Source organism: Pseudomonas sp. HP_01, from assembly GCF_055284355.1.
The window spans coordinates 254,230-274,519 of record NZ_JBTOPV010000034.1; the positions used below are offsets into that span (position 1 = coordinate 254,230).

At 62.5% G+C, this 20,290-nt stretch carries 17 protein-coding genes; 13 read left to right on the plus strand and 4 right to left on the minus strand.

Translation table 11 applies throughout. The features are described 5' to 3' along the window. The first annotated feature begins 288 nt into the window (after nucleotides 1-288). The 8 genes from ACYAR8_RS18555 (at nucleotide 289) to ACYAR8_RS18590 (ending at nucleotide 10,064) form a co-directional block, all read left to right on the plus strand. Nucleotides 289-924, plus strand: coding sequence for a hypothetical protein (locus tag ACYAR8_RS18555; RefSeq protein WP_463580683.1), 636 nt, complete (start codon nucleotides 289-291; stop codon nucleotides 922-924). 760 nt (nucleotides 925-1,684) lie between these two features. Continuing rightward, nucleotides 1,685-2,605 (plus strand): DNA-3-methyladenine glycosylase family protein, encoded by a 921-nt coding sequence (locus ACYAR8_RS18560; protein ID WP_463580684.1) that lies wholly within the window; start codon nucleotides 1,685-1,687, stop codon nucleotides 2,603-2,605. 148 nt (nucleotides 2,606-2,753) lie between these two features. After that, the gene (locus ACYAR8_RS18565; protein ID WP_463580685.1) at nucleotides 2,754-3,293 is read left to right on the plus strand and encodes a methylated-DNA--[protein]-cysteine S-methyltransferase; all 540 of its coding nucleotides are present in this window, start codon (nucleotides 2,754-2,756) and stop codon (nucleotides 3,291-3,293) included. A 91-nt stretch (nucleotides 3,294-3,384) separates the two neighbouring features. Beyond that, nucleotides 3,385-4,188 (plus strand): isocitrate lyase/PEP mutase family protein, encoded by an 804-nt coding sequence (locus ACYAR8_RS18570; RefSeq protein ID WP_074882997.1) that lies wholly within the window; start codon nucleotides 3,385-3,387, stop codon nucleotides 4,186-4,188. Nucleotides 4,189-4,296: 108 nt separating this feature from the next. After that, nucleotides 4,297-4,914 carry a transcriptional repressor LexA gene (lexA, locus tag ACYAR8_RS18575; RefSeq protein ID WP_074882998.1) on the plus strand — a complete coding sequence of 206 codons (618 nt, stop codon included), beginning with the start codon at nucleotides 4,297-4,299 and terminating at the stop codon, nucleotides 4,912-4,914. Further along, entirely contained in the window at nucleotides 4,914-5,531 is a 618-nt protein-coding gene (imuA, locus tag ACYAR8_RS18580) for a translesion DNA synthesis-associated protein ImuA (protein ID WP_074883792.1), read from the plus strand. The genes lexA and imuA overlap by 1 nt, the downstream gene beginning before the upstream one ends. Before the next feature lie 7 nt (nucleotides 5,532-5,538). Next, nucleotides 5,539-6,966 carry a Y-family DNA polymerase gene (locus ACYAR8_RS18585; protein ID WP_074883000.1) on the plus strand — a complete coding sequence of 476 codons (1,428 nt, stop codon included), beginning with the start codon at nucleotides 5,539-5,541 and terminating at the stop codon, nucleotides 6,964-6,966. Next, nucleotides 6,963-10,064, plus strand: coding sequence for an error-prone DNA polymerase (locus tag ACYAR8_RS18590; protein WP_463580686.1), 3,102 nt, complete (start codon nucleotides 6,963-6,965; stop codon nucleotides 10,062-10,064). The genes ACYAR8_RS18585 and ACYAR8_RS18590 overlap by 4 nt, the downstream gene beginning before the upstream one ends. Before the next feature lie 56 nt (nucleotides 10,065-10,120). Here the strand turns inward: ACYAR8_RS18590 and iolG are convergent, their stop codons facing one another. Further along, nucleotides 10,121-11,119: an inositol 2-dehydrogenase gene (iolG, locus tag ACYAR8_RS18595; protein WP_463580687.1), complete on the minus strand. Its 999-nt coding sequence runs from the start codon at nucleotides 11,117-11,119 to the stop codon at nucleotides 10,121-10,123. A gap of 58 nt (nucleotides 11,120-11,177) precedes the next feature. After that, nucleotides 11,178-12,203 (minus strand): LacI family DNA-binding transcriptional regulator, encoded by a 1,026-nt coding sequence (locus tag ACYAR8_RS18600; protein ID WP_463580688.1) that lies wholly within the window; start codon nucleotides 12,201-12,203, stop codon nucleotides 11,178-11,180. A 217-nt stretch (nucleotides 12,204-12,420) separates the two neighbouring features. Between ACYAR8_RS18600 and ACYAR8_RS18605 the strand changes: the two genes are divergently transcribed. After that, nucleotides 12,421-13,272 carry an urea carboxylase-associated family protein gene (locus ACYAR8_RS18605; RefSeq protein ID WP_463580689.1) on the plus strand — a complete coding sequence of 284 codons (852 nt, stop codon included), beginning with the start codon at nucleotides 12,421-12,423 and terminating at the stop codon, nucleotides 13,270-13,272. 54 nt (nucleotides 13,273-13,326) lie between these two features. Here the strand turns inward: ACYAR8_RS18605 and ACYAR8_RS18610 are convergent, their stop codons facing one another. Further along, complete coding sequence (locus ACYAR8_RS18610) at nucleotides 13,327-13,728, minus strand: hypothetical protein (RefSeq protein ID WP_178086298.1); 402 nt, start codon at nucleotides 13,726-13,728, stop codon at nucleotides 13,327-13,329. Between the two features lie 289 nt (nucleotides 13,729-14,017). Here ACYAR8_RS18610 and ACYAR8_RS18615 point away from each other — a divergent pair, with 289 nt between their 5' ends. The 3 genes from ACYAR8_RS18615 (at nucleotide 14,018) to ACYAR8_RS18625 (ending at nucleotide 17,221) form a co-directional block, all read left to right on the plus strand. Beyond that, nucleotides 14,018-15,028: a zinc-binding alcohol dehydrogenase family protein gene (locus tag ACYAR8_RS18615; protein WP_463580690.1), complete on the plus strand. Its 1,011-nt coding sequence runs from the start codon at nucleotides 14,018-14,020 to the stop codon at nucleotides 15,026-15,028. Between the two features lie 11 nt (nucleotides 15,029-15,039). Beyond that, nucleotides 15,040-16,170 carry a mannitol dehydrogenase family protein gene (locus tag ACYAR8_RS18620; protein WP_463580691.1) on the plus strand — a complete coding sequence of 377 codons (1,131 nt, stop codon included), beginning with the start codon at nucleotides 15,040-15,042 and terminating at the stop codon, nucleotides 16,168-16,170. Between the two features lie 343 nt (nucleotides 16,171-16,513). After that, entirely contained in the window at nucleotides 16,514-17,221 is a 708-nt protein-coding gene (locus ACYAR8_RS18625; RefSeq protein WP_074883023.1) for a FadR/GntR family transcriptional regulator, read from the plus strand. Nucleotides 17,222-17,469: 248 nt separating this feature from the next. On the opposite strand, the gene uxuA is transcribed toward ACYAR8_RS18625, so the two are convergent. Then, entirely contained in the window at nucleotides 17,470-18,513 is a 1,044-nt protein-coding gene (gene uxuA, locus ACYAR8_RS18630) for a mannonate dehydratase (protein ID WP_463580692.1), read from the minus strand. A gap of 337 nt (nucleotides 18,514-18,850) precedes the next feature. Here uxuA and ACYAR8_RS18635 point away from each other — a divergent pair, with 337 nt between their 5' ends. Then, nucleotides 18,851-20,140, plus strand: coding sequence for an MFS transporter (locus ACYAR8_RS18635; RefSeq protein ID WP_463580693.1), 1,290 nt, complete (start codon nucleotides 18,851-18,853; stop codon nucleotides 20,138-20,140). Nucleotides 20,141-20,290: the final 150 nt, after the last annotated feature.

The window sequence follows — 20,290 nt, forward strand, 5'->3', positions numbered from 1 at the left end:
CAAACAGTCGCACCGGGGTATGTAAGCTCTGCACAACTCAACTTCAGGAACACACGTCTCTGACCGTTCGGCGATTAATTCGGCAAATCAGGTGGTTGCGTGCAACCTCTTGAGCGTTTTCTGATCTGATTGGCATTCGTTATACGGAAATATTCGCTCGCCATACTGCACCGAGCCACACGCTGACAAGGACGTTGCATCGGGCGTCACGCCCATCACGAACCATCAGAATTCCATGCCGATATGAGCCTTACAACGCCTCCTATGTTGTCCCGCGCGATGCAGCGCATGACCTATTTTCTGTTGCCGACTCTGCTGATCGCTTCCGCTATTTTCTGGTTCGCGGCGGGTAAAGGTGTGCATGCCGAGCCCAAGAACGGCACCCAGACGCTGGTGTTTCTACGCCACGCCGAAAAGCCCGAAACCGGCCTGGGCCAGTTGAACTGCCAGGGCCTTAATCGCGCCATTGACCTGTCCACTGTGCTGCCGAACACCTTCGGCAAGGCCGACTTTATCTTTGCGGCGAACCCCAGCCGCCATGTGGAAGAGGGCGAGCACGATCATTCTTACAGCTACCTTCGCCCGCTCATGACTGTCGGTCCTAGCGCGATCAAGCTGGGTCTGCCGGTCAATATCGACTTCGCCGCCAACGACACCGGTGATCTGGCCGATGAGCTGATGCGCGACAAATATCACGACGCCACTATCTACACCGCGTGGTCCCACGGTTACCTGCCGGAGCTCATCAACAAAGTCGCCGAGGAGGCGTCGGGCAAGAAGCTCAAACTGGTTGACGACTGGATGGCCGGGGACTTCGATTCAGTGCTGGTCCTGACCCTCAAGTGGAACGACGGCAAGGCCACCCTGCAGTATGAAAACTACAAGCAAAACCTTGATGGCGGGGCCGTGGGCTGCCCGAGCTGATGGGGACCCATCGGATCTCTTAGTGGGACCGGCTTCAGCCGGGAAGAGGCCAGTGTGATCACCCTCAATTTTGCGGTGTGACCCCTGACGCTTTCCCGGCTAAAGCCGGTCCCACAGTCGAGGCGACATCCAGTTTTGCTGAGTGCACGCGATCTCTTGGTGGGATCGGCTTCAGCCGGGGAGAGGCCAGTGTGATCACCCTCAATTTTGCGGTTTGACTCCTGACGCTTTCCCGGCTAAAGCCGGTCCTACAGATAGAGCGCGATTCCATGTGGGACCGGCTTCAGCCGGGAAGAGGCCAGTGTGATCAACCTCAATTTTGCGGTGTGACCCCTGACGCTTTCCCGGCTAAAGCCGGTCCTACAGATAGAGCGCGATTCCATGTGGGACCGGCTTCAGCCGGGAAGAGGCCAGTGTGATCACCCTCAATTTTGCGGTTTGACTCCTGACGCTTTCCCGGCTAAAGCCGGTCCTACAGATAGAGCGCGATTCCATGTGGGACCGGCTTCAGCCGGGAAGAGGCCAGTGTGATCAACCTCAATTTTGCGGTGTGACCCCTGACGCTTTCCCGGCTAAAGCCGGTCGCTACAGTCGAGGAGACATCCAGTTTTGCTGAGTGCACGCGATCTCTTTGTGGGACCGGTTTCAGCCGGGAAGAGGCCCGACAGATCACCCTCGATCTGCGTTTCAGCCCGAAAAATTTGTGCCCCTGCATTGATTACGCTAGCGTCAGCCGACCCTGACTGCCGGCGGTTCGCCCATGCTTCAACCTCTCCAGCCCCACGCCTCGCGCCTGATCCCTTTCAATCAGCCGTTTGACTGGCAGCGCATGCTCGATTTCTTCGCGGCGCGGATGACGGCGGGTGTGGAGGCGGTGGTCGATGGGGTGTACATGCGCAACATCGAGTTCAAGGGCAGCCAAGGTGCCTTGACGGTGGAACTGGCGCCGGACGGGCAGCATCTGCTGGCGACCGCTCACGGCGAGGTGAGCCAGCACATCGATCAGTTGATCGCGCCGGTTTCACACATGTTCGATTTGTACGCCGAACCGCAAATCATCGACCAAGCCCTCTCCCAAGACCCGTGGCTGGCCTCACTGGTGCGGCGTCGCCCGGGGATGCGCGTGCCGGGGGCGTTTTCCGGGTTCGAGCTGGCCGTGCGCACGATCGTCGGGCAGCAGGTCAGCGTCAAGGGTGCGACGACGATTGTCGGTCGCCTCGTCCAGCGGGCCGGAGTTCAGGTCAGTGAAGGTCTGCATGAACAATTGGCCTGGCGCTTCCCGACCCCAGACGCCCTCGCGCAAGCGAACCTGGACAAGATCGGCATGCCCGGCAAACGCGTCGAGACCCTGCAGCGTCTCGCAGGGTCGGTGGCCAGTGGCGAGCTGTCCCTTGACGTTCGCCATGGCGACATTGGTGATGTACGGCGACAGTTGCTGGCCATGCCCGGCATCGGCCCCTGGACCGTGGAATACATCGCCATGCGCGCCTGGCGTGACCCGGACGCCTGGCCCGCCGCCGACCTGGTACTGATGAATCTGATGACCCTGCAGGAGCCGACGCTGCTTCGTCTGCCGCAGCACAAGGCGCGGGCCGAAGCCTGGAAACCCTGGCGCGCCTACGCCGCGATTCACATCTGGAATTCCGCGGCGGATGTGGCGGGCAAGCAGAAGGGCGGCTGACCGGGGAGTTTGAGCGCAAGAACCGGGTGGTTCGTGCAGGGCGCGCGAGTAGTATGTCGTCACTCGCGCGCCCGGACGATCGCGGATGATCTCGGCGCGCAGTTGCCCGGACAAGAGCCAGAACAACAAACAGAGCAGGAGCCAGACGATGACCTTCACCTACCGCTTTATTGATTCCCCGGTCGGTCAGTTGAAGCTGATCGCCAAGGGCCCGCGTCTGGCCGCCGTGCTCTGGCAAAACGACCGCCCGAACCGCGTGTTGCTCGGGGCGATGAGTGAAGACGCCGGCAGCGATGTGCTGGACCGGACCGAGCGCCAGCTCGCTGAGTACTTCGCCGGGCAGCGTCAGCGTTTCGAGCTTGAGCTCGAATTTCATGGCACTGAATTTCAGCAGAAAGTCTGGCAGGCCCTGCTGACTATTCCCTTCGGCGAAACCCGCAGTTATCTCGACATAGCCCTGCAGATCGGCAATCCCGCCGCCGTGCGCGCCGTCGGTGCCGCCAATGGCAAGAACCCGATTTCCATCATTGCCCCGTGCCACCGAGTGATCGGCAGTTCCGGTGCGCTGACCGGTTTTGCCGGTGGCCTCGACGCCAAGCACCTGCTGCTGACGCTTGAGGGTTATCAGCCGGTACAGCGGGGCAAGCGCGTCAAGGCGGTGGCTTCGACCCAGGCGTCACTGTTCTGAATCAATCGCTTCACGGTTTACGCAAAGCTTCACGCAACACGCCGCTTGAAAACGTACGCAACGGCCGACCCTTAAATCAATGGAGATGATCATGCCCGGTTCCGCTCAGACGTTTCGCTCACTGCACCACCAATCCACCGTTTTGCGCCTGCCCAATGCCTGGGACGCGGGGAGCGCTCGACTGTTCGAAAGCCTTGGCGCCACCGCCATCGCAACCACCAGCGCGGGAGTCGCGTGGGCGCAGGGTTATGCCGATGGCCGGGTGTTTCCGGTGGACATCGCGGTAAGCGTCGCCGCCAGCATCGCGCGGCTGATCAAGGTGCCCCTGTCGGTCGACATCGAAAACGGCTACTCGGACGACCCGCAAACCGTCGCGGAAAACGTCAAGCGGGTGCTGGATATCGGCGCGGTCGGCATCAATATCGAAGACGGTTCAGACGCGCCGGAGCTGCTCGTCCGCAAGATCGAGGCGATTAAAAACATGGCCGCCCGCAACGGGCTGCACGTCTTTATCAATGCTCGCACCGACGTTTATCTGGCGAGTCTGGTTCCTGAACATGCGCGGGTCGAAGAGACCCTGAAGCGCGGCCAGAAGTACCGGGAAGCAGGGGCGGATGGTCTGTTCGTGGCGGCCTTGGTGGACGTCGAGCAGATCCAGGCCGTCGTTGCAGGCATTGATCTGCCTATCAATGTGTTGGCGCGACAGGGCTTGCCTGCCGCCGAAGCGCTGGCGCAACTGGGCGTACGCCGCTTGAGCGCCGGATCCAGCATCGCCCAGACCTTGTGGGGACAGGCCGAGCAACTCGCAAGGGGCTTTCTGGAGGAAGGGCGTTCGGAAACGGTCATCGAGACCAGCCTCGCGTATCCGCAGATTCAGGCGCTGTTTGAGCGCTAGGCAGGGCTTTTGAGCAGGGTGGCAATTACCGGGATTCGCCGCTCTGTTACAAAAATGGCAGCCGGATCGACAGGAGGCGCTGGTCAGGTTTGGTCGAAAAGAGTACAAATGTGCTCCATGACGACCCTATCCCCAAAACGCGCTGCCATCCTCACGTTCATTCGTGACCGCATCGCCCACAACGGCCAGCCTCCCAGCCTGGCTGAAATTTCCGAAGCCTTCGGTTTTGCTTCCCGCAGCGTTGCGCGCAAGCACATCGTGGCGCTGACCGACGCCGGCTTGATCGAAGTCGTCGCCAATCAGGCCCGCGGTATCCGCCTGATGGAAACCCGTCCGCGGCCGCAAATGCTCGACATTCCCGTGCTCGGTCGAGTGGCCGCCGGTGCACCCATCGGTCCCGACCTCGACAATCACGACACCTTCACCCTGGACAGCCGCACCTTCATGCGCGTCCCGGATTACCTGTTGCGGGTGAGCGGGGATTCGATGATCGACGACGGCATCTTCGACGGCGATCTGGTAGGCATCCTGCAAAGCGCCGAGGCCCGCGACGGGCAGATCATCGTGGCCCGGCTGGACGGCGAAGTGACCATCAAGCGCCTGGAGCGCGGCGATGATCAGCTGCGCTTGCTGCCGCGCAACCCGGCGTATCAACCCATCATTGTTCGGCCCGATCAGGACTTCGCGATCGAAGGCGTGTTCTGTGGCCTGGTGCGCCGGGAATGATGGGCGCGGTGGTCAGCCTCGACGCGCTGCTGGACGAGCGACGCGTCTGGAAGGGGCGTCAGCAGGTCCCTTCGGTTGCCGCGCAGCCCACCGGCCATGCCGCCCTTGATGCGGCGTTGCCCATGGGAGGCTGGCCCCCTGCGGCGATGACCGAAGTGCTGGTCGCGGCCAACGGCAGCGGTGAACTGCGGCTGATGTGGCCGACCCTGGCCCGGCTCGCTGACAGCGGCGAACGCATCGTGCTGGTTGCGCCTCCTTTTTTGCCCTATGCCCAGGCCTGGCAGATGGCAGGCATCGACCTGAGGCAGTTGTCCATCATTCACGCCAGCGAGCGCGATGCCTTGTGGGCGGTCGAGCAATGCCTGCGTTCGGGCAGTTGCGGCGCGGTGTTGTGCTGGCCGACCAAGGTCGACGACCGTGCCTTGCGCCGGTTGCAGGTGGCCGCCGAAACCGGTGAAACCCTGGCCTTTGCCTGCCGCGGGCATGAGGCGGCAGCCAACCCGTCTCCGGCCGCGCTGCGTATTGCCATCGACGCGCGCCCCAGTCAGTTGCGGGTGCTCAAGTGTCGAGGCGGGCTGGCGCCGTCCTCCCCCGTTCCGTTCACCGCTGACGCTTGAGGTTGCCATGCTCTGGGCCTGTGTCCTCCTGCCGCAGCTGGCGCTGGACGGCGTCATGCGCCGTCGCGAAAACCCCGAAGAACCGCTGGCGCTGATCAGCGGCACCGCTCAGCGACGGGTGCTGCAGACGGTCAACCCGGCCGCCCGCGCCATGGGCCTGCGTGCCGGCCAGTCTCTGACCGCGGCCCATGCCATGACCCGAGAATTCGCCACCGTCGAATACGACCCGGACGAAACCGAGCGCTGGCATCGTCTGCTGGCGGCCTGGGCCTACCGTTTCAGTTCCCATGTCAGCCTCAAATACCCGCGCGTGCTGTTGATGGAAGTTGAATCCAGCTTTGGCCTGTTCGGGCCGTGGCCGGTGTTCGAAGCACTTCTGCGTCAGGAACTGACCGAGCTGGGCTTCACCCACCGCATCGTCGCGGCGCCCAATCCGCTGGCGGCCCGCATGCTCGCCAACGCCCATGATGGTCTCGCCGTGTGCGATGGCGACTCACTGCATGAGGTGCTGGCAGAGATGCCGGTCAACCGCATCGGCCTGCCAACCGAGGTGGCCACCTCACTGGCGCGCATGGGCCTGCATCGCGTACGGCAGGTTCAGGCGTTGCCCCGTGACACGTTGGCCCGGCGTTTTCCGGCAGCCGTGCTGCAACACCTCGACACGCTGTTCGGGCGCAGGCCCATGGGGCTGGAGTGTTATGTGCCGCCGGACCGTTTTGATACGCGCATCGAGCTCAACTTCGACGTCGAATCCCACCAGGCGCTGCTGTTCCCGCTCAAGCGCATGATTGCCGATCTGGCAGTGTTTCTGGCCGGGCGCGACAGCGGCGTGCAACGTTTCGTGATTCATCTGGAGCACGTGCCGAGTGTGGGCAGCGTTGCGCCGGACACGCAGATTCCCGTCGGCCTGCTCAGTGCCGAGCGCGAAGCCAATATGCTGTTCGAGCTGGCGCGCGGGCGTCTGGAGCAAGTCGAAGTGCCGTCCCCGGTACGCGCGTTGCGATTGCAGGCCAAGGACCTGCCGGCCTTCGTGCCCACCCACCGCGAGCTGTTCGACGACCGTCCGCAGCAGACCATGCCGTGGGAACAGTTGCGCGAGCGCCTGCGTGCACGGCTTGGGGATGAAGCGGTGGCCGGCCTGGGTTTCAATGCCGACCATCGCCCGGAACACGCTTCGTTGCCCGCTTCCCCGAGCAAACCGTTGGCGCTGACCCATAAAGTGCCGCGTCCTGGCTGGCTATTGCCCGAGCCCGAACTGCTGACCGAGCCCGGCCTGCGCGTGCTGGCCGGGCCTGAGCGTATCGAGTCGGGCTGGTGGGACGGCGGCGACGTGCGGCGCGACTATTACCTCGTCGAAACCCGTAACGGCCAGCGCGGCTGGGCGTACCGCAGCGTTGGCGACAGCAGCCTGTTGCTGCACGGCTGGTTCGCATGAGTGCGGGATACGCCGAGCTGCATTGCCTGTCGAACTTCAGCTTTCAGCGCGGGGCATCGAGTGCGAAGGAGTTGTTCGAGCGGGCAAAGCTCCATGGGTATCAGGCGCTGGCCATCACCGATGAATGCACCCTGGCGGGCATCGTGCGTGCGTGGCAGGCTGCCAAGGAATGTGAGCTGCCATTGATCATCGGCAGCGAAATCACCGTCGAGAACGGGCCGAAAATCGTTTTGCTGGTGGAGAATCTTGCCGGCTACCAGGCCTTGTGCCGCTTGATCACCCAAGGCCGACGGCGCAGCAAGAAAGGCGAATACCGCTTGCTGCACGAGGACTTTCAGCAGCCAGTCGCAGGGCTTTTGGCGCTGTGGCTGCCGGATCTTGATCAGGTCATCCCCACCAGACGGGAGCAAGGCAACTGGCTGCGCGGGATCTTTCAGCAGAATCTGTGGCTGAGTGTCGAGCTGCATTGCGGTCCGGATGACCGAAAGCGCCTCAATACCTTGCTCGGCATGGCGCGGGCCATGGCGATTCCAACCGTCGCCAGTGGCGACGTGCACATGCACGCCCGCGGTCGTCGGGCGTTGCAGGACACCATGAGCGCCGTCCGCCATCACACCACCGTGGCGGAAGCGGGGCATCGGCTGTTTGCCAACGGCGAGCGGCATCTGCGGCGGCTCTCGGTATTGAGCGAGGTTTACCCGGCAAGCCTGCTGATTGAAACCCTGAACATCGCCCGGCGCTGCACCTTCGACCTCAGTGAATTGCGCTACGAATACCCCCACGAACTGGTGCCGCCTGACCAGTCACCCAGCAGTTGGCTGCGGCATCTGATCGAGCAGGGCGCCAGCCGTCGCTGGCCTCATGGCGTGCCGGAGGTCGCCCGCAGCAACATCGAAAAAGAGCTGAAGGTCATCGCGGCCAAGCGGTACGAGAGTTACTTCCTCACGGTGCACGACATCGTCAGCTTCGCCCGCGAACAGCACATCCTCTGCCAGGGCCGAGGTTCGGCGGCCAACTCGACGGTGTGTTTCGCTTTGGGCATCACTGAGCTGGACCCGTCAAAAAGCAATCTGCTGTTCGAGCGTTTCATCTCCGAAGAGCGCGACGAGCCCCCGGACATCGACGTCGATTTCGAGCACGACCGGCGCGAGGAAGTCCTGCAATACGTGTTCCGTCGCTACGGCCGGGGCAGGGCGGCGCTCACCGCGGTTGCCAGTACCTACCACGGTGCGGGTGCGGTCCGGGATGTGGCGCGCGTACTCGGTTTGCCGCCCGACCAGATCAACGCTTTGGCCGACTGCTTCAGCCGCTGGAGCGACAGCATGCCGCCCGCCGAACGCCTGCGCGAATGCGGGTTTGAGCCTGACAGCCCGATTCTGCGCCGGGTGCTGACCTTGACCGGTGAACTCATCGGCTTCCCCCGGCATCTGTCCCAGCACCCCGGCGGCTTTGTGATTTCCGAGCATCCGCTGGAAACCCTGGTGCCCGTGGAAAACGCCGCCATGGCGGACCGCACCATCATTCAGTGGGACAAGGACGACCTCGATCTGGTGGGCCTGCTCAAGGTCGATATCCTCGCCCTCGGCATGCTCAGCGCACTGCGCCGTACCTTCGATCTGGTCAGGGGCTATCGAGGGTACGACCTGACTCTCGCGACCATCCCCGCCGAGGACAAACCCACCTACGACATGATCAGCCGCGCCGACACCATCGGCGTGTTCCAGATCGAGTCACGGGCGCAGATGTCCATGCTGCCGCGGTTGAAGCCCAGCACGTTCTACGACCTGGTGATCGAGGTGGCCATCGTCCGCCCCGGGCCGATTCAGGGTGGCATGGTGCATCCGTACCTGCGCCGCAAGAACGGCGAAGAGGCGGTGACGTACCCGTCCGAAGAGCTGAAAGTGGTATTCGAACGCACGTTGGGCGTGCCGCTGTTTCAGGAGCAGGTCATGCAACTGGCGATCGTCGCCGCCGATTATTCCCCGGGCGAGGCTGATCAATTGCGCCGGTCCATGGCGGCCTGGAAACGCCATGGGGGGCTCGAGCCCCATCGCATTCGCCTCAGCGAGCGCATGAAGGAAAAGGGCTACCCGGACGAGTTCATCCTGCGCATTTTCGAGCAGATCAAGGGCTTCGGCAGTTACGGCTTCCCGGAATCCCACGCCGCCAGCTTCGCCTTGTTGACCTACGCCAGTTGCTGGCTCAAATGCCACGAACCGGCGGCTTTCACCTGCGCGCTGATCAACAGCTGGCCCATGGGCTTTTACAGCCCGGATCAACTGCTGCAGGACGCGCGGCGCCACCAGATCGACGTGCACCCGGTGGACGTGCGATACAGCGACTGGGACTGTTCGCTGGAACCGGTGGCTGGCCGGGAATACAACCAGAATCTGGCGATCCGCATGGGGCTGCGCATGATTCGCGGCTTCCGCGAGGAGGACGCCAGGCGTATCGAACAGGCGCGTGGCATACGTGATTTCAAGGACGTGGCCGATCTGTGCATCCGCGCCGAACTGGACAATCGGGCCCGTGCCGCGCTGGCGGATTCCGGCGCGCTGCGGGGTCTGGTGGGGCATCGGCATCGGGCGCGCTGGGAGATCGCCGGCGTCGAGATGCAGCGTCCGTTGTTCGGCGACGACTGTTTTGGCGAAGAGGCCCAGGTCGCGCTGCCGTTGCCCAGTGTCGCCCAGGACCTTGCAGCCGATTACGACACCCTCGGCACGACACTCGGTCCGCACCCGCTGGCCCTGCTGCGCCATAAACTGGCGGCGAAGCGTTTTCGCAGTTCAAAGGATTTGCTGGATGAAGAGCACGGCCGCAGCTTCAGCGTCGCCGGGCTTGTCGTCGGTCGACAACGGCCCGGCACCGCCAGCGGCGTTACATTTGTCACCCTGGAAGACGAACACGGCATGATCAACGTGGTGGTCTGGCGTGATCTGGCCGAGCGTCAACGCAAGGTGCTGGTGGGGTCGCAGTTGATGCAGGTGTTCGGCAAGTTCGAATTCCAGAAGGGCGTGCGCCACATCATCGCCCAGCGATTGTTCGACCTCACGCCGATGCTCACCGGGCTCGACGTGCGCAGTCGGGATTTCAAGTGAACCGCAAGGCGTTCATCGTGCCGGCAAGCGGGTACCGGCGATGAACACCTTGGGATTCAGATCTCCACCTTCACAGCCCGACCGGTCTTGATCGACTCGATGGCGCAGTTGGCCAGATGCAAGGCCCTCAACCCGTCGCGGGCGTTGGTCGGCAGGGTCTGATTGCCGCGCACGGCATCGATGAACTGGTTCAGTTCGATGCGATACGAAGCGGCGTAGCGTTCGAGGAAGAAGTTCTCCAGCGGCTCGCGCACTTCGGTTTGCGTGGCGCTGTAGCTGCGCACGGTGCTCGGGCGATGGTTGTCGTTGAGGATCATTCCTTTTGAGCCGAACACTTCCAGGCGCTGATCGTAGCCATACACCGCTTCGCGGCAGCAATTGATGTGGCACTGTTTACCGGAAGCGGTGCGCAGCAAGACCATCACGCTGTCGTAGTCATCGATCTGCGCCAGTGCGGGCTCCACGAGGCGGCTGGCGATGGCGATCACTTCGATGGGTTCTTCGCCGAGCAACGTACGTGCGGTGTCGAAGTCATGAATGGTCATGTCGCGGAAGATGCCGCCGGAGTGGGTCAGGTACTCCACCGGTGCCAGCCCCGGATCACGGCTGGTGATCACCACCTGGCGCACCTCGCCGATGTCCCCCCGCGTAATGGCTTTGCGCATCTGCAGGGTGTCCGGGTCAAAACGGCGGTTGAAACCGAGCATCACCTTGCCGTTCAGGCGCTCGATCTCTTCCACTGCGCGGGCGGCTTTGGCGAAATCCAGGTCAATGGGTTTCTCGCACAGCACCGGTTTGCCCAGCTTCACCGCCCGCAGCATCAGATCGATGTGGGTGTCGGTCGGCGTGCCGATGACAATCGCATCCACATCGTCACGTGCAATGGCCTCGGCGCAATCGTAGGCCGCAGCGCAGCCCAGCTTGCCGGCGAGGGTGTCGACGCCTTCGCGCCATGGGTCGGCGATCACCGACAGTTGCACGTTGGGGTTGGCGGCCACGTTGGCGGCGTGAATGTTGGCGATACGGCCTGCGCCGAGGACAGCGATGCGTAGCATGGGTGGATCTCCGGGATTGTTGTTATGGAGTGATCGGCGTAACGGGTGCGGCTGCACATCAGTGCGTCAAATTGAAGGGTGTAACGACCTGCACGTGGGAAACGGGAATCGGCACCGCTTTCCACAGGCGATGAAACTGCAGGATGTGCAGAAACGCGTTGCGGGCGTCGACGTGCAGGTTGTGATCGATAATCGCGGCGATTTTTTCTTCCGCCAACAGTTGTCGGTTTTCCTGATCGAGGTCGTGCCCGATAAATACATCCAGGGGGCGATCCAGTGCGGCGAAGGCGTCGACGATTGCGCGGTTGCCGCCGCCGACGCTGTAAATCGCCTTGATCGACGGGTTGTCCCGCAGCGCTTTGGTCACTTTTACAAAGGTCGGCTCATGCACGCCAAACCCGCCGGTGACGTCGACGACGCGCAGATGGGCCGCACGGCTGCGCAGCCAGGTGCGGAAACCCATTTCCCGCTCTTCCTCGCCGCGAAACAGCTCACTGCTGATCACCACCGCCACGTCTTGTGCTTGCTCGTCCAGCCAGCGCGACATCAGGTACGCCGCCGTTTGCCCGGCCGTGCGGTTGTCCATGCCGATGTAACCGATACGCTCACTCTGGGGCAGGTCGGAAACAAACGTCACCACCGGCACGCCCGCTGCCGTTGCTTCGTTCACCGCTTCGTTGATCGGCAACTCATCCGCCGCTTTGATGATCAGGCCCTGACTGCCTTTTTCGACGCAACGCAGAATCAGCTCGTACATCTGCTGCGTGCCGATTTCCTGGTACAGGTGGAAGCGCGGAAAGATTCGAAACGGCGCCAGACTGCCGAGCTGCGCGAGAATCGCTTCCTGCACCGCATCGCTGAAGCGTTTGGGCGTGTGCAGGATGACGTCGATATGAAAGGTGCGGCCCACCGCAGGCCCGGACTTTTCCTGGGCTTCGAGTTCTTCGAGGGCTTGATGAATGCGCCGGTGGGTCTGGTAATGCACGCTGCCGCGCTGATGCAGGACGCGATCGACCGTCGCCTTGCTGACGCCGGCTTGAGTCGCTATCTGCTTGATGGAGAAACGTCTGGCGCGGTCGAGCATGTGAATCCCCTGAAGCCTCTCGGTGAGGTCTTGTTGAGGTCGATTCGGGGCCTCGATGAGGCTGTCGCAATGCTAATCGCTGTTCTATTACTTGTACAGATGGAAATTAAATTCCAAATAGCCGGCTGTGGTTCTGCTGATCGAAGCGCCCAATGCCCTTGGCACGGGCTGTGCTGTGCTCAATTCGTCAGATGAAACTCACTCGCCAGGAGCACCTATGTACAAAGACTTTCCCGCTGCGTATCAGGTCAGCAAAGGCTCGGCTCTTCAGGTCGACACGGCGTTTTATGAGCGCATCCGCGAGGCGCAGGACAGCCGCACCCTGGTCGAGCAGTTCGAAGTGCCTATCCGCACCGGCCGGGCGTGGAAGGTCAAGGCCGGACAGGTGTTCCGCGTGACCACTCCGGTGGGTCCGCAAGTGGGCGACTTCAACGTCTGGAGCGCCGATGATCCGCGCGAGCGCATGTGGGCTGCGCGCACCCGGCAATTGCAGGGCGCCCATGTCACCACCCATGACCGGCTGTGGTCGAACCTGCCGTTCCTGCGGCCGATGGTCACCATCACCGACGACAGCCTCGCCAGTTATGGCATCGACGAACACGGCGGTCGGCTGCATGACCTGCTCGGTACGCGCTGCGATCCCTACGTCAACAAGATGCTCACCGGCGAAGACTTTCACCACCACTGCCATTCGAATCTGACCCGCGCCGTGTTGCCCCATGGCCTGACCGAATTTGACGTGCACGACGTGCTGAATATCTTCCAATGCACCGGCTTGAATCACGACGACCTGTATTTCATGAAAGCCTGCCCGGCAAAACAAGGGGATTACCTGGAGTTCTTCGCCGAAATCGACCTGCTCTGCGCCTTGTCGACGTGCCCCGGCGGCGACCTGTCCCTGCCGATGTGGGGCCCGGATGCCAAGGACCCGCTGACTGTTTGCCGGCCGCTGGGTGTCGAGATCTACGACATTGACGCGGCGCTGCTGCAAGGCTGGGAGCAGCCCAAACGCGCTGCCTACAACGGCTTGCATGGCCTGAAGATCGACAAGGCGGACTGGGAGAAGTGAGGCCGTAGTGAGGCGGGTCTTGCAGTGACGGATCCTGCGGGCAGGTCACCGCGTTCAGGCATCCCGAAACAAGTCGTGGGCGTCCAGCAGGCGCCAGGCGATCTCCGGGGTCTTTTCGAGCCCCCGGCGTATGGCGGCGGGGATGGCGGCGCGGGTCTTGCGGCACATGCCGGGCAGTTCGGCGATATCGATGACCATGCCGCGCATGCTGCGCACCTCATTGAAGCCCGGCTCGATGTCCAGGCGGATGCCGAGCTGGTCGAACATCCGCGTTTGCAGGCGCTGCAGATCTTCCAGGCTGGCGATATTTTCCAGGCGTTCGAGCAGCCGCTTCTCTTCCTGGCGGGTCAGGCGAAGGATGCGCACATCAGCACCGTCCAGCGCCAACAGCCGCTCGCGGTCGCATTTACAGGCGCCGGGAGGGCAGGGCGAGCGGATCGGCAATGGGGAAGTCATGGGCTGCGATCATAACCATGGGTCGTGGGGATTTACAGCCCATGGCGTGGGCTATCGCGACGAGACGTTGAAGCGCTGATCTGGTAAGGCCAATGCTGTAATTGTCTAATTGGTCTTGCCAATGTCCGTGGGGCTGTGTAGTTTTTTCCTGCACCCTCGGACCCGCCATTGCAACTGCGGTCCGTGCTTCCAGAATCCATCCGCCACCCACAACAACAAGATCACTGCCCGGCAACCTGCGGCTCTGGCCGTTTCAGCAATGTCGGCGTGCCTGGTCTGGAGAGAGAAGATGCTCACCGTCGTCTGCGAAAAACCCGGTTCCCTGCTGGCCCTCGACCGTCCGAAACCTGAACGCGCACCGGGCGAAACGCTGGTCCGCATCAAGCGGGTCGGGGTCTGTGGCACGGATCTGCACATCTTCAACGGCAACCAGCCGTTCCTCGAATACCCCCGGGTCATGGGCCACGAGTTCTCCGGCATCGTCGAGCAAAGCGAGGCGGGCAGCGGTCTTGAGCCTGGCGACGTAGTGTATGTGATGCCGTACCTGTCCTGTGGCGACTGTATCGCCTGTCGCCAGGGCAAGACCAATTGCTGCGTGCGCATTCAAGTGCTGGGCGTCCACCGCGACGGCGCATTCACCGAATACCTGAGCCTGCCCCACGGCTTCGTGCTCAAGGCCGACGGGGTCACGCTGGATCAGGCGGCCATGATCGAATTTCTGTCCATTGGCGCCCACGCGGTGCGTCGCTCTGACGTGCAATCCGGCCAGCGCGCGCTGGTGGTCGGCACAGGCCCGATCGGCATGGCCGTGGCGATTTTCTCCCGCCTGCGGGGCGCCAAAGTCACCGTGCTGGACACCCGCGAGGATCGCCTGACGTTCTGCAAACAGCACCTGCAGATCGACTCGGCCGTGCTGATTGGCGAAGACGACAAGCAGCAACTGGAGCAACTGACCGAGGGCGAGTTCTTCGATGTGGTGTACGACGCCACGGGCAACGCCAAGGCCATGGAGCGCGGTTTCGAGTTCATCGCCCACGGTGGCAAATACGTGCTGGTGTCCATCGTTCGCGACACCATCAGCTTCTCCGACCCCGAATTTCACAAGCGCGAAGCGACGCTCATGGGCAGCCGCAACGCCACCGTCGAAGACTTTCGCTACGTCGAGCAGTGCCTGCGCGACGGCCTGATCCCGGACGCCGCGCTGAATACTCACCGCATGGCCCTGAGCGAGGTGACCGAGCGCTTCACCACGCTGCTCGACCCTGCGCAGCGCGTCGTCAAAGCCATCGTCGAATGCTAGGAGACGCGGGCATGAGTGCAACCCCGTTCACCCCCATCCTGCAGTTCGGTACCAGCCGTTTTCTTCAGGCCCATGCCGACCTGTTCATTTCCCAAGCCCTTGAGAAGGGCGAAGCGCTGGGCAGAATCACCGTCGTGCAAACCACCGGCAGCGCCGACAGCGCACAGCGGGTTGCGGCGCTGGCCGGTGGCACGGGTTATCCGGTGCGCATTCAAGGCGCAGAAAACGGCCGCACAGTGGATGAAGAACGCTGGTCGACATCGATTGCCGAGGCGCTGCAAGCCGGCCCCGATTGGTCGGCTATACGTCAGGGGATACGGCGCGACGTGCAGGTGGTGATTTCCAATACGGGCGACAGAGGCTACCTGCTGGATGCGACGGACACGGCGTCTTGCCTGGTTGCCGATGCGCCGACGCCCCGGAGTTTTCCGGCGAAACTGCTGGTGTTGCTCCATGACCGCTGGCAGACGAATCCTGATGAGCCGTTGTCGCTGTTTCCCTGTGAGCTGGTTTCACGCAACGGCGACGTGCTGCGTGACCTGATCATTCAGCTCGCGGCGGAGTGGGGCATCGACACCGGATTTGCCCGCTATCTGCGCGACACCTGTCGATGGGCGAATTCTTTGGTCGATCGCATCGTCTCGCAGCCCATCCAGCCGGTGGGTGCCATTGCCGAGCCTTACGCGATCTGGGCGATTGAGCGTCAGCCGGGGCTGGTGCTGCCGTGTACGCACCCTTGCCTGGTGGTGACGGACGAGTTGGAGCAGTGCGAGCAGTTCAAGCTGTTCATGCTCAATCTCGGGCACACCTGGCTGGCGGAGCGTTGGTTGAAAGATGGCCGGCCTGAGGGTGAGACGGTGTTTCAGGCAATGAATGATCCGCTGCTGCGCGAGAGTCTGGAGGACCTGTGGGAGCGGGAGGTGCTGCCGGTGTTTGCAGCGAAGGGGCAACGGGATCAGGCCCGGGATTATCTGGCCAGCGTTCGTGACCGTTTTCTCAACCCGTTTCTGCAGCACCGGATTGCCGACATCGCGCAGAACCACGAAGAGAAGAAACGCCGCAGGTTCTTGCCGGTGGTGGAGATGGGGCAGGGCATTGCCGGGCTGGAGCAGCCGAAGCTCAAGGGTGCGTTGGCCGATTGATGCCGGCTGGCACACCACGCACCAAATAGTGGGACCGGCTTCAGCCGGGAAGACGGCAATTGGCGCACCGCAAAATTGAGGGTGAACGCACCGGCCTCTTCCCGGCTAAAGCCGGTCCTACTAAATGGGATGCATGCATTGATGATCGTCCCCACGCTCCGCGTGGGAATGCCGCCCGGGACGCAGAGCGTCCCCTCGTGTGACGCAGAGCGTCAGGGGATGTGTTCCCACGCGGAGCGTGGGGAAGAATCATAAATTAAGGTTGTTCGCAGACTGCAGGCCACCCAGCAAGGCATCCCAATGCCTGTGATATCCTCCGGCGCATCCTGATGGAACGTGATTGATGACCGCGCCAAGCCCTGCACCCGAACGCCGCCTGTACCAGATCACCGCCGACCGTTTGCGCGAGCACATTCGCAAGCATGGCATCGTCCCCGGTGCGCGGCTGCCTCCCGAGCGCGATCTGGCGCAGTTGCTCGGCGTCTCTCGTCCGTCCCTGCGCGAAGCCCTGATCGCTCTGGAAATCGAAGGCAGCGTCGAAATCCGCATGGGTTCCGGCATCTACGTCTGTGAGCACCTGCTGGGCGTTAAAGGCAAAACCCGCACGCTGGGCGAGAGCCCTTCCGAGCTGATGCAGGCCCGGGCGCTGATCGAGGGCGAGAGTGTGATGCTGGCCTGTCTGCACGGCAGCAAGGCTGATTTTCGCTACCTGCAAGGGTGCATCGACAAGATGCGCGAAGGGGCGCTCAAAGGCGTGCCGGCGCTGGACGATGACCGCAAATTCCACCAGCGACTGGCGAAAATGAGCGGCAACTCGACCCTCGTGCGCATCATCACCTCCCTTTTCGAAGAGCGTTACAGCCCGCTTACCGCCCACGTCAGCGAACACTCCGAAACCACCGAAACCTGGGCCATGGCCGTGGCCGAGCACGAAGCGATTCTGCACGCGGTTCAGACCCGCGACCTGATCGGCGCCCAGACCGCCATGCGCGAACACCTCCGCCGCTCCGAAGCGCGCTGGCTGGACGGGATGGATGCGGAGTTGCGTTAGAGCGAGTGGCTCGGGCGAGTCCCTCGGCGCTTCGTGACACCCTGGACGCCTTCTCACTCTGGCTTAACGCTGAATGACCTGTGATCCGGATCAAACTGTAGGAGCGCGCTTGCCCGCGAACGCGTGAGTACAGACGCTGAAGATGCGTCGAATGTACCTACGATTTCGCGGGCAAGCGCGCTCCTACAGGTCGTGTCGCTTCTGAGGGCGGTTTCCAATCCGGGATCGCGAGCCCTGAGCTACGAGCCTCACGCCATCGTCTTGCGAATCCCTTCCCACAAGCCATTCAAATACACCGCGCCTAGCGCACGGTCGTACAGGCCGTAGCCCGGCTTGCCGGTTTCGCCCCAGATCATGCGTCCGTGGTCGGGGCGGTAATACCCCTCGAAACCCGTTTCTACGTATGCCTTGACGATCTCGGCCATGTCCAGCGAGCCGTCTTCGGAGCGGTGCGCGGTCTCGTAAAAATCACCGGCTTCGTTGACCTTCACGTTGCGCAGATGGGCGAAGTGAATGCGCCCCTGACCGCCGAATTCCCGCACGAGCGAGGGAATGTCGTTGCCCAGATCCGCGCCGAGTGAACCTGAACACAGGGTCAAGCCATTGGCCGGGTCATCCACCATCGCCAGAATGTGCGCCAGGTCCTCGCGGTTCTTCACCACCCGTGGCATGCCGAACATCGAACGCGGCGGATCGTCCGGGTGCAGGGCCATCTTGATCCCGGCATCTTTGGCCACCGGAATGATGCGCTCCAGAAAGTACGCCAGCCGTTCGCGCAAAGTGGCTTCATCGACCTGGGCATATTCGTTGATCAGCGCGCGCAGGACTTGCGGCTCATAGCTGACGTCCCAGCCCGGCAGGGTGATGCCGTTATCGAGGTTCGCCTGCTCGATCACCGCCACGTCGAACGCCAGGGTGGTCGAACCGTCCGGCAACTCCATGGCCAGGGTCGATCGGGTCCAGTCGAACACCGGCATGAAGTTGTAGCAGACCACTTTGATCCCGCAGGCCGCCAGGTTGCGCAGGGTCTGGCCGTAGTTGTCGATCAACTGATCGCGGGAAGGCAGGCCGCGCTTGATGTTTTCGTGGACCGGCACGCTCTCGATGACCTCCAGCTCAAGCCCGTGGGCATTCACCGTGGCCTTGAGAGCGGCGATCTTGTCCAGCGGCCAGACCTCGCCCACCGGAATGTCGTAGATCGCCGAGACCACGCCGGTCATCCCGGGGATCTGGCGGATGTAGGGCAGGGTGACGGGATCGCTGTCGCCGAACCAACGGAAGGTCATCTTCATTGCGCAGTCCTTGTTGTTATGGAGGCTGGCCGCTCGAGACCGCCAGTGCTTCACCACCAGCGGCCCGATATGGCGTGCGCAGCAGCATAGATTGGTCAGGCCAAATTATGCAAACCCCGACCGTCGAGCCGTAAACTGGCAAATAAATCGCCTTTTCGATTTCCCTAACCCGGTTTGCGGGTCTAGTATCGGCTGCATTCGGATATTTGGTCAGGCCAATTTTGCCGTTCTCCAGGGGATGCGTTATCCCTCGCCGAGCAGCGCGTGAATCAGGGCCCGGGCGCTATACGAAGCTCTAACGACGTCTTACTCATAAAAATAATTAGGAGGACTCGCCATGCAGAAAGGGCGCTGGTTGGTAATTTTTCTGTGCTTCCTCGCGGTGGCCATCAACTACATCGACAGGGCCAACCTCGCGGTTGCCGCCCCCTACATCCAGAAAGAACTCGGCCTTGGCTCAGGGCAAATGGGACTGCTGCTCAGCGGCTTCTTCTGGACCTACGCACTCATGCAAATGCCGTTTGGCTGGTTCGTCGACAAGGTCGGCGCGCGCATCGCGCTGCCCCTCGCGGTGGCCTGGTGGTCGCTGTTCACAGCGGCAACGGCGGCGGCCAGCAGCCTGGCATCGATGTTCGGTTGCCGGCTGATGCTCGGCGTGGGGGAGGCGGGGGCCTATCCGTCCTGCGCAAAAATCGTCAGCCAATGGTTCGACGTGAAGGAGCGTGGCTTTGCCACCAGCATCTTCGACAGCGGTTCGCGGGTCGGCTCGGCGCTGTCCATCCCGCTGGTGGCGCTGATCATCGAGCTGTGGGGCTGGCGCGCGTCGTTCATCATCACCGGCGCGGTGGGTCTGATCTGGGTTGTGGGCTGGTTCCTGATCTACAAAGAGCCTCAAGCCGTTGCGGCCATCGAGCAACACGAAGCGGGCAAGGCGGCCACACTCGCCGCGCGGCCGAAAGTGAAATGGGCGTCGCTGTTTCGTCACCGCACCCTGTGGGGGATGATGCTGGGCTTCTTCTGCCTGAACTTCGTGATCTATTTCTTCATCACCTGGTTTCCGACCTACCTGGTCACCGAACGCGGTTTCTCGCTGAAATCCCTTGGCACGCTGGGCACCATTCCGGCGGTGGCGTCCGTCGTCGGCGGCTGGATTGGCGGGCTGACGTCCGACGCGCTGTATCGCCGGGGCTGGAGCCTCACTGCGGCGCGCAAGACCTGCATCGTTGGCGGCATGCTGATGTCGTCGAGCATTTCCCTGTCAGTGTTCGTGGATAGCACCTGGGCGATGCTGGGCTTTTTCAGTCTGGCCTATGCAAGTCTGGCGTTCGCCGGCGCGAGCATCTGGTGCCTGCCAGCTGACGTGGCGCCGTCGCCTGCCCACGTGGCGTCGATCGGCGGTATTCAGAACTTCGCGTCCAACACTGCCGGGATCTTCATCACCACCTTCACCGGCTTTATGCTAGTGATCGGCAACGGCTCGTTCACCGCGCCGCTGCTCACCGCCGGGGCGTTTGCGCTGTTGGGGGCGTTCAGCTATCTGTTCATTGTCGGCAAGATCGAGCCGTTTTCGACCACGCCGGACGATGCCGCGCCGCTGGATGCGTCGGCAGTCGCCCAACGCACTTGAGTGTTGAAACGGATGCGGGCCTCACTTTCTGTGCTGTGCCCACTGACGCTTTCCCGGCTAAAGCCGGTCCCACAAGTCGGCGTTCCAGCCAGTCCCATTGAATGCACGCGGATGCTTTAGTGGGACTGGCTTTAGCCGGGAAGAGGCCAG

Bases quoted from the DNA above. Each gene is read 5' to 3' on its own strand.
- ACYAR8_RS18600 (WP_463580688.1), bottom strand. From the start codon at position 12,203: ATGCTCGACCGCGCCAGACGTTTCTCCATCAAGCAGATAGCGACTCAA.
- uxuA (WP_463580692.1), bottom strand. From the start codon at position 18,513: ATGAAGATGACCTTCCGTTGGTTCGGCGACAGCGATCCCGTCACCCTG.
- ACYAR8_RS18555 (WP_463580683.1), top strand. From the start codon at position 289: ATGACCTATTTTCTGTTGCCGACTCTGCTGATCGCTTCCGCTATTTTC.
- ACYAR8_RS18560 (WP_463580684.1), top strand. From the start codon at position 1,685: ATGCTTCAACCTCTCCAGCCCCACGCCTCGCGCCTGATCCCTTTCAAT.
- ACYAR8_RS18620 (WP_463580691.1), top strand. From the start codon at position 15,040: ATGAGTGCAACCCCGTTCACCCCCATCCTGCAGTTCGGTACCAGCCGT.
- ACYAR8_RS18615 (WP_463580690.1), top strand. From the start codon at position 14,018: ATGCTCACCGTCGTCTGCGAAAAACCCGGTTCCCTGCTGGCCCTCGAC.
- ACYAR8_RS18565 (WP_463580685.1), top strand. From the start codon at position 2,754: ATGACCTTCACCTACCGCTTTATTGATTCCCCGGTCGGTCAGTTGAAG.
- ACYAR8_RS18610 (WP_178086298.1), bottom strand. From the start codon at position 13,728: ATGACTTCCCCATTGCCGATCCGCTCGCCCTGCCCTCCCGGCGCCTGT.
- ACYAR8_RS18570 (WP_074882997.1), top strand. From the start codon at position 3,385: ATGCCCGGTTCCGCTCAGACGTTTCGCTCACTGCACCACCAATCCACC.
- ACYAR8_RS18590 (WP_463580686.1), top strand. From the start codon at position 6,963: ATGAGTGCGGGATACGCCGAGCTGCATTGCCTGTCGAACTTCAGCTTT.
- imuA (WP_074883792.1), top strand. From the start codon at position 4,914: ATGGGCGCGGTGGTCAGCCTCGACGCGCTGCTGGACGAGCGACGCGTC.
- ACYAR8_RS18625 (WP_074883023.1), top strand. From the start codon at position 16,514: ATGACCGCGCCAAGCCCTGCACCCGAACGCCGCCTGTACCAGATCACC.
- lexA (WP_074882998.1), top strand. From the start codon at position 4,297: ATGTGCTCCATGACGACCCTATCCCCAAAACGCGCTGCCATCCTCACG.
- ACYAR8_RS18585 (WP_074883000.1), top strand. From the start codon at position 5,539: ATGCTCTGGGCCTGTGTCCTCCTGCCGCAGCTGGCGCTGGACGGCGTC.
- ACYAR8_RS18635 (WP_463580693.1), top strand. From the start codon at position 18,851: ATGCAGAAAGGGCGCTGGTTGGTAATTTTTCTGTGCTTCCTCGCGGTG.
- ACYAR8_RS18605 (WP_463580689.1), top strand. From the start codon at position 12,421: ATGTACAAAGACTTTCCCGCTGCGTATCAGGTCAGCAAAGGCTCGGCT.
- iolG (WP_463580687.1), bottom strand. From the start codon at position 11,119: ATGCTACGCATCGCTGTCCTCGGCGCAGGCCGTATCGCCAACATTCAC.